Consider the following 12,071-nt stretch of genomic DNA (forward strand, 5'->3'; position numbering starts at 1 on the left):
CCTATGCGGTCACCCAGGCGATGATCGATGCGGGCGCGGATATCGTGAACACCGCCACTTTCGACGCGGCCGAGGTGACGCCGCTGTCGGATGACGCGACGACCACGATCAGCCGCACGCCCTCGTTTACCATCGTTAAGGACGTGGACCTGGCGAGCCTCTCGGCCCCCGGCACGCTGACCTATACGATCACGGTGACCAATACCGGCAATGTGACGCTGACGGGCGGGGCGATCACCGACGATCTGCCGGTCGATTTCGGCGGCGCGGCGGTGAGCGGTCTGTCGATCCCGGTGGGCGGCTCGGTCACCCGGACGGCGACCTATGCGGTCACCCAGGCGATGATCGATGCGGGCGCGGATATCGTGAACACCGCGACCTTTGTTGCCGAAGGCCAGGAGCCGGAAAGCGATGACGCGGTGACCACGCTGAACGGCACGCGCAGCTTTACCATCACCAAGACGGTGGATCAGGCAGAGCTGACGGCGCCGGGCACGCTGACCTATACGATCACCGTGGTTAATACCGGCACGCGGTCGCTGACCAATCCGGTCATGACCGACGATCTGCCGGTGACCATCACCGTGCCGCCCACCGATACGGGCGCGGCGGGGGTGCTGGATGCGGGCGAGACCTGGGTCTGGACCGCGACGCTGGATGTGACGCAGGCGATGATCGACCAGGGCGATGATGTGGTGAATACCGCCACCTTCACCGCCGACGGGGTGGAACCGGGCACCGCCACGGCCACCACGACGCTGGCCGGCACGCTGTCCTATACCTTCGTCAAGACGGTGGACGTCACCAGCCTCTCGGCGCCGGGCACGCTGACCTATACGCTGACGGCGACCAATACCGGCACGCGGGCGCTGACCAACCCGGTCCTGACCGAAACGCTGCCGGTGACCTTTACCCAGCAGCCCGACGATACCGGCACCAAAGGCGTGCTGGATGCGGGCGAGACCTGGGTCTGGGTGGCCACGCTGGAGGTGACGCAGGCGATGATCGACGCGGGTGAGCCGATCGCGAATGCGGCGACCTTCTCGACCGACGACACGCCGCCGACCACCGACAAGGTGACGACGGAGGTCGATTACAAACCCTCCTTCACCATCGTGAAGGATGCCGACAAGGACAAGGTGGATGAGGCCGGGCAGGTGATCAACTACACGATCACCGTGACCAATACCGGCAATGTGTCGCTGACCGATGTGAAGCTGACCGATCGTCTGACCCAGGGCAGCAGCGACGGGCGGGTGGCGCTTGACTTCACCAAGGCGCCGGCGCTGGCCTCGGGCGATGCCGATGGCGATGACGTTCTGGATGTGGACGAGGTCTGGGTCTATGAGGCCAGCACCACGGTGAAGACCGAGATGCTGCAACAGGGCCGCCGCGATATCCGCAACCTGGCGACCATCGACACGGCAGAGCTGGATCCGCAATCGGATGACGCGCTGACCTCGGTCGTGATCGACACCACGAACCCGGATGAGGAGCCCGAGTTCAAGATCGAGAAGACCGCCCTGCGGACCCATGTCAAACAGGGCGAGCTGGTGACCTGGCAGATCGACGTGACCAACGAGAACGAGTTCACCGACCGCACGCTGGCCGTGGTGGATCGCCTGCCCGCGGGCTTTGTGTTCCGCGAAGGCTCGGCCACGCTGGACGGGCGCAAGGTGACCCCGGATGAGCAGGGCTCGCGGCTGGTGTTCCGCAAGGTGCGCGTGGCGGCGGGGCAGACCGTGCAGATCCGGCTCAGCACGCTGGTGACGGGCGGGGTGAAACCGGGCGTCTATACCAACTATGCCAATATCGTGCGGCCCTTCCTTGAAGCCTCGGCCTCGGTCACGGTGGATGCGGAGCCGGTCTTCGATTGCGGCACGGTCATCGGCAAGGTGTTCCATGACAAGAACCGCGACGGGTATCAGAACCCGGGCGAGGGCGGCATTGCCGGGGCGCGGGTCGTCACGGTGCGGGGCCAGCTGATCACCACGGACGAACATGGCCGGTTCCATGTCGCCTGTGCCGATCTGCCGCGCGATATCGGGTCGAACTTCGCGATGAAGCTGGACACGCGGTCGCTGCCGAAAGGGCACCGCGTTACCACCGAAAACCCGCGCGTCGTGCGGCTGACCGCCGGCAAGATGACCGAGGTGAACTTCGGCGTCGCGGTGACCCGTGTGGCCCGGATCGAGGTCGCGGCCAATGCCTTCCAGGCGGGCACGACCAAGCCGAAGGACGAATTCGTGATGGCGCTGCGCCGGACGGTGACGCGCATAAAAGACACACCCGTGACCATCCGTATCAGCTACCAGCTAGCCGGAGAGTCGCGTGCTGTGGCACAATCGCGGATGAGAGCCGTTGAGGCGGTGTTGCGCACCTACTGGCCGGGGAATGGCGCGTTCCGTCTCGTGATTGAAAAGACGATAAAGCAATAAAACACAGGCGTATTGAGCATCGGGGAGGTTCGCATGTCGAACTGGGTTCGGAAAGGTGATCGGGTTCACCCTGCGCGGGGTCGCGCATCGGTGGCGGTGTTGATGGCAAGTGTGGCGGTGGTGGCGCTGATGCCCTGGCATCTGGAGGCGCAGGTCACCCCGGTCGAAGGGTGTCAGCTGGTCGATGGGCGCCTGCCCGAAGGCTGCGTGCATTCCGATGCGAATACCGTCGTGACGATGCCGGTTGCCGAAAGTGCCAAGGAGGATGTCGCGATCAGCCCGCTGGGCGAGACCGGCTATTCCATCATCATCGACGGTGTGGAGCCCGGTGCCGCGCCGCAGGTGGTGGAAGGCACCAGGGTCAAGGTGCAGGATCTGCGCCAGGTCGATCAGCAACTGACCGCCGCCGGCGTGGAGGTGAAGTTCGACCGGCTCGGTGCCCGCACCCGGCTCGCGGTTTCGACCGACGATCTGCGCCGCAGCTATGCGGCGGGCGATCAGGTGACCTTCCGCGCCTCGTCGAACTACCCGGCCTATATCGCCAAATCCGAGGTGCGCATCCTTGATCGGCAGCAGCCCGGCCGCGTGGTCGCGGTGCTGCCGGTGCGCCCCAACGGCACGGTGAACTGGGTGATGCCCGCCGAGGGCAGCGAGGACATGGTCTATGCGCTGCGCGTCTATGACAGCGCCGGCCGCTATGACGAAACCCGCACCCTGCCGATTTCACGCTCGGCCGTGCGCTTTGCCGATCCGGTGCTGGACGGGCCGATCACCGCCGCGGGCGAGGGCGAGGACATGACGCGCCGCCGCTCCATCCCGGTGGCGGGCGGTTCGGTTCTGGTCACCTCGGATCAGGCCACGCCCGGCACCAGCGTCATGGTGATGGGCGAGGCGGTGCCGGTCGATCCTTCGGGGCGTTTCGTGGTGGAACGCATCCTGCCGCCCGGCATGCAGGACGTGCGCGTGGGCGTCGGCGGGCGCGAGATCTCGCGCAAGGTCGAGATCCCGAAAGAGGACTGGTTCTATTTCGGCATGGTCGATCTGACCGTGCAGGATGAGGGCGGCGATACGACGACGCTGGGCCGCGTGGCGGGCTATGCCAAGGGCACACTGGCCAATGGCGTGACGATCACCGGCTCCATCGACACGCGCGAGGATGAGCTGGACCGCATCTTCAACGATCTGGGCGCCAAGGAGGCCGACCACGTCCTGCGCCGCATCCGCGACGAGGATGTCTATCCGACCTTCGGCGACGATTCGACCTCGTTCGAGGATGCGCCGACCTCGGGCAAGCTGTATCTCAAGGTCCAGAAAGACAATTCCTACGTCATGTGGGGCGATTTCCAGACCGCCGAGGATGGGCCTCAGCTGGTGCGCAGCGACCGCACGCTTTATGGTCTGAACGCCGTGCATGAAAGCGCGCAGCAGACCAGCCATGGCGAACCGCGTCTGCGCTTTTCGGCCTATGCGGCGCAGCCCGACCGGCTGGCACAGCGCGATGTGCTGCGCGGCACCGGCGGCAGTACCTATTTCCTGAAACGTCAGGATATCCTGACCGGCACCGCCACGGTCTATGTGCAATGGCGCGATCCGGTCACCGGGCTGGTGGTGCGTCAGCAGCGCCTGATCGAGGGCGAGGATTACGAGGTCAATTATTTCCAGGGGCTGATCCTGCTCAAGCGGCCCTTGCCGGAATCGGGTGCGGGTGGCGGTCTGGTGGTGGACCGTCCGCTGGGCCAGTATGACGTCAATCTGGTGGCGCAATACGAATATGTGCCGACCACCGGCAATGTCGATGGCATGTCCACCGGCGCCCGGGTCGAAGCCTGGGTGACCGACAATCTGCGCATCGGCGCCAGCGCGCTGCGTGAAACCACGGGCCTGGCCGAGAATGATCTGGTCGGCATCGACATGCTGCTGCGCCATAGCGAACGCACCTATCTGTCGGCCGAATATGCCCGCAGCGAGGGGCCGGGCTTCGGCTCGTCGCTGTCGCTCAATGGCGGGCTCGATTTCGGCGATGAGCTGACCGTGGGCGCCAAGGGCCGCCCGGCGGAATCGATCCGGCTGGAGGCGCAAGGCGATCTGGCCGAATTGTCGAATGGCCGGATGCAGGGCACGGTCTCGGCCTATTACGACAAGAAGGAGGCGGGCTTTGTCTCCTCCGACTACGATATCGACATCGGGCAAGAGGCCTATGGCCTGGCGGGCGATGTGAAGCTCAGCGCGCGCAGTTCGTTGACCTTTGGCTATGAAAAGCTCAAGCGCGACAATGGCGAACGGCGCGAGGATGCGCGGATCGGCACGGTCTATCAGATCGACGACCGCTGGAAGGCCGAGGCCGAAATCGCCCATACCGACCGCTTTGACCCGACTGCGGTCGCGGCGCGCAACGGCACCCGCACCGATGCCGCGGTGCGCCTGACCTGGACCCGCGACGCGGATCTGAGCGCCTGGTTCTTTGGCCAGTCCACCCTGCATCGCAGCGGCGGCCTGCCGCGCAATGACCGGGTCGGCATCGGCGCCAAGGCCCGCGTGTCGGAGAAACTGTCCTTCGAGGCCGAGATCTCCGACGGGTCGCTGGGCAGCGCCGGGCATGCGATGGCGATCTATGAACCGAATGCCGGCAGCCAGTTCACCGTCGGCTATCGCCTTGATCCGATGCGGCAATATGATGAGGCCGGCTTCTCGGGCACCGATGGCGGGGTCTGGGTCGTAGGGGCGCAAAGCCGCATCTCCGACGCGCTGACCATGCGCGCCGAAAACACCTATGACCGGCTGGGCGACCGGCCGTCGCTGTCCAGTTCCTACGGCGTGACCTATACGCCGAATGACCAATGGGCGATCGACGGCGCGATCATCTATGGCACTTCTGAGGATCCGACCTCCGGCACGCTCAAGCGGCGCGGCATCTCCATGGGGGTGCGCTATGCCGAGGGTGAGCGTCTGCAAGCCGGCCTCTCGGGCGAGTTCCGCCGCGAAGACGGGTCGGACAACCGGCGCGACCGTAAGACCTGGGGCATCTCGGGCTATGCCCGCTATCGCATCAACGAGGATCTGCGGCTGCTGGCCAATATCGACGCGCTGGTGTCGGAATCCGATCAGTCCTCGTTGCGCGACGGTAAATATGTCGAGGCCAATCTGGGCCTGGCCTACCGCCCGGTCAACCACGACCGCTTCAACGCGCTGCTGCGCTACACCTATCTTTATGACCTTCCGGGGCCGGATCAGGTGAATTTCGAGGGCAATCTGAATGGCCCGCGGCAGAAATCGCATATCTTCAGCGCCGATGTGAATTACGATATCACGCAAGAGGTGACGGTCGGGGCCAAGCTCGGCTATCGCAAATCCAAGGTCGAGGATCGCGGCAGCACCGTCTTTACCGACAGCACCGCCACCCTGGGCATCCTGCGCTTTGACTACCATGTGACCCATAGCTGGGACATCATGGCCGAAGCCCGCGCGATGAAGTTCAAGGAAACCGGCGTGACCGAAACCGGCGCGGTGCTGGGGGTCTGGCGGCACTTCGGCAACAACCTGAAGGCCGGGATCGGCTATCAGTGGGGCGATGTGTCCAGCGATCTGCGCGAGATCGAGGGCCGCAAGGAAGGCGCGTTCTTCAACATCGTCGCCACATTCTGAATGTGAAAACCGCCGTAATCCCAATGGATTGCGGCGGTTTTTTCATGTCTTGCGCTAAGATCAGATGATGTCGATGGCGTCCAGGATGCCTGCGGCGCTGTGATGCCCCGTCAGGGTGATGCTGTCGCCGCTGTCAAAGCTGATCACACTGCGCCCGGCGCGGATGGTCAGATCCAGCCCCTCCAGCCCGGCATCGCCCAGAAGATCGGCGCTGATCGCCAGCCGGTCGCTGCCCTCGCGGAAGCCGAAGATGGTGTCGCGGCCGTCGCCTGAGGCAAACAGAAAGGTATCGGCGCCGGCACCGCCATACAGCCGGTCATCGCCCGCGCCGCCATTCAGCGTGTCGCTCCCGGCGCCGCCGATCAGCGTATCGGCGCCACCCGCACCGCGCAGCAGGTCATCGCCGGCATTGCCGATCAGCTTGTTGCGGAAATCATTGCCGGTCAGGCTGTCATCGGCGGCCGAGCCCTTGATATTCTCGATCCCTTGCAGACGGTCGCCGGCGGCATCGCCGAACCGCCCGCGCCCGGCGGTCAGGTTGACGCGCACGCCATCCTCCGACCCGGAATAATCCGCCAGATCGCGCCCGCGGCCGCCCAGCAGCCGATCCGCACCGGCGCCGCCCGTCAGCCGGTCATCGCCGGCGCCGCCCGACAATTCGTTGCGCCCGGCATTGCCGGTCAGCCGGTTGTCGCGCTGATTGCCGGCCAGATCGAGGTGATCGACCCCCAGCAAGGTGCCATGACGCAGGCCGCTGATCAGTTTCAGATCGGTCGAGGCCGCGACCTCGGACGTGCCGATGAAGTCGAGCTTCACATTCTCGTCGCTCAGCGTCAGTTGCAGCCGGGCGAAATGCGTGCCCAGCGTGGCGCGGACGGTGATCTGGCCGCCATCGTCCAGGGCCAGCGCATAGCCGCCCGCGCTGGCGCTGGCGGTATGCTGCCCCTCGGCGCGGATCGTGACGCCGCCGCGGCCTTCGCCGACGGAATAGAAATCATCGCCGTCGCGATCGCGATAGGCGACGCCGGTGATAAAGACCTTGTTGCCGTTATAGGCGTAATCCTGCGTCACCAGCGAGGCGCTGTAGCCATCGAAATTGCCGGTCACCTGACCCACGCCCACCTCGCGCGAGGCGCTGCGATACATGTTCAGCCGGTGCAGCGGGCTTTCCAGCAGGCTTTCATGCTGTTTCAGGATCGCTTCCTCGCGGTCGAGGCTGCCGCTGGAGGCGCGAAAGGCGATATTCTCGCTCCAGCTTGAATTGCTGCCCAGATGATAACCGGCGGCGGTGATCCGGTCGCCGGCATCGGATTTGTTGGCGCCGCTATGGCCGACGGTCTCATTCTCCAGCATCCAGCGGCTGTGCCGGTCCGTGGCGGTGCCCAGATCCTCGTTCACCGCAAGGGGCTGATAGGATTGCGTGGTGATGCGCCGCCCCGACAGGCCATCGTTCAACTCGATCCCGATCCGCGCCGCCTCGCCCGCCGGATCCAGCCGGGCGCGATTGATCAGTTCGATCATCAGTTGTTCATAGGCATTGATGCTCATCGGCTGCTCCGCGGACTGGGCAAGTCCGACTAAAGCAGCCGATCAGTTAGGCCCGGGTAAGGAAGGCCCGTGGCAAGGCTTGGGAAAATAAGGAAAATTCAAGCCAATTTCGCGGCAATTGTGGCGGGGCGCGGCGGTCAGCCGCGCCCGAACAGCCGCCGCACGCCGACAAAGAAGGCCGGCACCATGAAGATGCCGAGGGCGACCGAGGCCAGCATCCCGCCGGAAACCCCGATGCCGATCGCGCGCTGCGCCGCCGCGCCAGCGCCTGTCGCCGTGGCCAGCGGCAGCACGCCCAGCAGGAAGGCGAACGAGGTCATCAGGATCGGGCGCAGGCGCTGCCGCGCGGCCTGCACGGCGGCGTCGATCAGCGTCGCCCCCTGCGCCACAAGGCTTTGGGCGAATTCCACGATCAGGATCGCGTTGCGCGCGGCAAGACCGATCGTGGTCAGCAGGCCGACCTTGAAATAGACATCGTTGGACTGGCCGAAGGCCAGCGCCGCCACCATCGCCCCCAGCACGCCCACCGGCACCGAAAGCATGACGGCAAAGGGCACCGTCCAGCTTTCGTAAAGCGCGGCAAGGCACAGGAATACCACCAGTGCCGACAGCGCGAACAGCATCGGCGCCTGATTGCCCGACAGCCTTTCCTGATAGGAAATGCCGGTCCAGGCCAGGCCATAGCCGCCGGGCAGGGCGCTGACCTGGGCCTCCATCTCGTCCATGGCGGCGCCGGTGGTCACGCCCTCCAGCGGCGCGCCGGAAATTTCCTGCGCGCGCGACCCGGCATAGCGGTCAAGCGAGGGCGAGGCCTCGTCCCAGCTCTGGGTGATGAAGGCCGCAAAGGGCACCATTTCGCCCGATTTGTTGCGCGCGAACCAGCCGTCGATATCGGCGGGCTGCATGCGATATTCGGCGGCGCCCTGCACGATCACCGGCTTCAATTCGGTGCCCAGCGGGAAATCGTTGACCTCACGCCCCGAGAAGATCACCGACAACATGCCGTTCACCTCGGAAAGGGTCAGGCCCATGGCGCGGGCCTTCTGCTGGTCGATATCCAGCCGCAGCGCCGGGCGGAAGGTCGTCTCATGTCCGCGGAATGACCCGGTCTTGCCCGCGCCTTCAGCCGCCGCGACCAGATCGACCGCCGCCTGTTGCAGTGCGGCAGGCCCATTGCCGGCCTGATCCAGCAGGTAGAAGCTGAAGCCCGAAGAATTGCCGAGGCCCTGGATGGCGGGCGGCTGGTTGAACACGATCCGCCCGGCGCGATGACCGGAAAACCGGCGCGAGGCCTCTTGCGCAAAGGCGGCGGCGCTGGTGTCGGGGCGGTCGGCAAAGGGTTTCAGCTTGATGAACAGCATGGCGGTATTCTGCCCGCCGCCGCCAAAGGAAAAGCCAAGCGCCCCATAGGTGCTTTCGACCACGGCGCCGCGCTCTTGCAACAGCCAGTGTTCCACCTCCTCCAGCACGGCTTCGGTCTGGGCGGTGGTCGATCCTTCGGACAGGCGCACCTGCGCCATCAGCACGCCCTGATCCTCTTGCGGCAGAAAGGACGAGGGCAGGTGGTCATAGAGCCAGAACGCCCCGCCGCTGAGGGCGGCCAGCAGCACCGCCATGCGCAGCGGCCGCCGCGCCGTCCAGCCCGAGGCGCCGGCATAGCCGCGGGTGGTGCGGTCGAGGCCGCGGTTGAACCAGCGCGCCGGGGCGATGCCGCCATCATGGCGGCGGGGCCGCAACAGGCTTGCGCACATCGCTGGCGTCAGGATCAGCGCGACCGCCAGCGACAGCATCATGGCCGAGATGATGGTGACGCTGAACTGCCGGTAGATCACGCCGGTCGAACCCGACATGAAAGCCATGGGCAGGAATACCGCCGACAGCACCAGCGCGATGCCGACCAGCGCGGGGGTGATCTGGCGCATGGATTTCGAGGTGGCGGCATGGGCCTCCAGCCCTTCTTCCTCCATCACGCGCTCCACGTTTTCCACCACCACGATGGCGTCATCGACCAGCAGGCCGATGGCCAGCACCAGCGCGAACATGGTCAGCGTGTTGATGGTCAGCCCCGCCGCCGCCAGGATGCCAAAGGTGCCCAGCAGCACGACCGGCACCGCGATGGTGGGGATGATCGTCGCGCGCCAGCTTTGCAGGAAGACGAGGATGACAAGGAAGACCAGCGCCACCGCCTCGGCCAGGGTGTGATAGACGCGCTCGATGGAATCCTCGACAAAGGGCGAGGTGTCATAGGGATATTCGATGCTGACGCCCTGGGGCAGGGCGGCGGCGACGCGGGCGAGGGTGGCGCGCACGGCCTCGGCCGTGTCCACCGCATTGGCGCCGGTCGCAAGGTTGATGCCAAAGCCCGCCGCCGGCTTGCCGTTGAAGCGCGAGGCGGCGCCATAGCTTTCCTGGCCGATCTCCACCTTGGCGACATCGCCCAGAAACACGGTCGATCCGTCCGGGTCGGTGCGCAGGATGATCCGCTCGAACGCCTCGACCGAGGCAAGCTGCGTCTGGGCCGACAGTGCCACCGACAGCTGCTGGCCCGGCACCACGGGCTGCGCGCCCAGGCTGCCCACCGTGACGGTTGTATTCTGCTCCGACACGGCCGAGGTGATGTCGGCCGTCGTCACCTGATATTGCGCCATCTTCAGCGGATCGAGCCAGATGCGCATCGCATAGCCCGAGCCAAAGCTGTTGATCGACCCGACGCCGGGGGTGCGCAGCACCGGGCCCTCGACGATGCGGCCCATCAGATCGCCCAGTTGCAACGAATTATAGGCCCCGTCCTCGGAGACCAGCGCCCCCACCATCAGGATCGACGAGGTGGAGCGCGTGACGCTGACCCCGCGCTGCTGCACGGTTTCGGGCAGGCCCGACTGGATCAGTTGCAATTTGTTCTGCACCTGGATCTGCGCCATGTCGGGGTCCACGCTGTCATCAAAGACCAGCGTGACCGATGCCCGCCCCGTCGCCGAGGAGGAGGACGACATATAGAGCAAGCCATCCAGCCCGGTCAGCCCGTCCTCGATCACCGTGGTCACCGAATTCTCGGTCGTCTCGGCCGAGGCGCCGGGATAGCTGGTGGAGATGCGGATCGTGGTCGGCGCGATGTCGGGATATTGCGAGATGGGCAGCGTGGTCAGGCCCCAGGCGCCGGCCAGCATGGTGATCAGCGCCAGCACCCAGGCAAAGACCGGGCGGTGAATGAAAAACTCTGCCATGGGTCAGTTCCCGGCCGGGGCGGTGTCGCGCACCACGCCGGTCTCGTCGATGGTGACGGGCACCGTCTCCACCTGGGCGCCGTCGCGCAGGTTGGTCAGCCCGTCCACGATCAGCAGCGCGCCCGGCTCCAGACCTTCGGTGATGAGCCAGTCATTGCCGTCGCTGCCGGCCGCGCTGACCTGCACCCTGGCGGCCTTGCCGTCGCGGGCCAGAAACAGCGACAGCACCCCGTTCTGCCCGATGGTGGCCGCGCGTTGCGGCACGCGGATCGCCTGCATCCGGCCCAGCACCACCTCGCCGCGCAGGAACATGCCGGGCAGGATCAGCCGGTCGGGATTGTCAAAACGAAAGCGCACATCCTGCGTGCCGGTGGTGGTGGAGACGCTGATCGAGGGCGCCACCAATTGCCCGGTGCCGGCATGGACCTGACCGTTTTCCAGCGTCAGCCGCACCTCCAGCTTTTCTTCGGGCGTCAGCGCCCCCCGCGCGATCTGGTCGCGGATCGACAGGATGCGCGCGGCGGGTTCGTAAAGATCGACATAGATCGGATCCAGCGTCGTCACCGTTGCCAGCGCGTCGCCCTGGCCATTGGTCACCAGATCGCCCACCGAAACGGCGGGAAAGCCCGCAATGCCGCGGATCGGGCTGGTGATTTCGGTCCAGCCAAGCTGCTGTTCGGCCACGCGCAGCGCGGCCTCGGCGCTTTGCACGGCGGCGCGGGCGCGGGCGGCCTCGGCCTCGGCGCTTTCGACCGTGACCCGGGTGGAGCCCGACCCCTCCAGCGCGCGGGCGCGCTGCGCCGCCGCCTCGGCCAGGTTGCGCGCGGCCTCGGCCTGGGCGACGGTGGCGCGGGCGCTTTCGACCTCGGCCTCGTAGCTCGCCTTGTCGAGCCGGAACATCGGCGCGCCGCTCTCGATCGGCTGGCCGGGAGTATAGAGGATATCGGTCACCATGCCGGTGACGCGGGGGCGGATATTGGCCTCCTGAAAGGCGACGGCGCGCCCCGGCAGGGTGGACCGGCGTGGCACCGCCAGACGCGCCAGTTCCATCACGCCAACCTTGGTCGGCCCCCGCGCCGCGCCCCCGGGCGGGCCGGATTGCGCCCAGGCCATCGGCGCGGCCACAAGGCAAAGGGCAAGAACAAGCAGGCGGGGGGCAAAGGTCATGGGGTCTTCCTGTTCCGGCGAAAATCCGTCCCTTGCGCGCAGGCTAGACCGG

At 66.1% G+C, this 12,071-nt stretch carries 5 protein-coding genes; 2 read left to right on the forward strand and 3 right to left on the reverse strand.

Annotated elements, in window-relative coordinates; translation table 11 throughout:
* Together FOA17_RS13660 and FOA17_RS13665 are read left to right on the forward strand one after the other, a co-directional pair.
* Positions 1–2,438, forward strand: a 2,438-nt coding sequence (locus FOA17_RS13660; protein WP_162528262.1) for a DUF7507 domain-containing protein, incomplete at its 5' end; no start/stop codon positions are given.
* Between the two features lie 102 nt (positions 2,439–2,540).
* Positions 2,541–6,080, forward strand: coding sequence for a porin family protein (locus FOA17_RS13665; protein WP_238991823.1), 3,540 nt, complete (start codon positions 2,541–2,543; stop codon positions 6,078–6,080).
* Positions 6,081–6,140: 60 nt separating this feature from the next.
* Here FOA17_RS13665 and FOA17_RS13670 read toward each other — a convergent pair whose 3' ends face one another.
* The 3 genes from FOA17_RS13670 to FOA17_RS13680 form a co-directional block, all read right to left on the reverse strand.
* Positions 6,141–7,628: a CAP domain-containing protein gene (locus tag FOA17_RS13670; protein ID WP_149142066.1), complete on the reverse strand. Its 1,488-nt coding sequence runs from the start codon at positions 7,626–7,628 to the stop codon at positions 6,141–6,143.
* A gap of 137 nt (positions 7,629–7,765) precedes the next feature.
* Entirely contained in the window at positions 7,766–10,852 is a 3,087-nt protein-coding gene (locus tag FOA17_RS13675; RefSeq protein WP_149142067.1) for an efflux RND transporter permease subunit, read from the reverse strand.
* Positions 10,853–10,855: 3 nt separating this feature from the next.
* Positions 10,856–12,019: an efflux RND transporter periplasmic adaptor subunit gene (locus tag FOA17_RS13680; RefSeq protein WP_149142068.1), complete on the reverse strand. Its 1,164-nt coding sequence runs from the start codon at positions 12,017–12,019 to the stop codon at positions 10,856–10,858.
* Positions 12,020–12,071: the final 52 nt, after the last annotated feature.

The organism is Gemmobacter caeruleus, assembly GCF_008271655.1.
In the GTDB taxonomy this organism is placed as follows: Bacteria; Pseudomonadota; Alphaproteobacteria; order Rhodobacterales; family Rhodobacteraceae; genus Gemmobacter; species Gemmobacter caeruleus.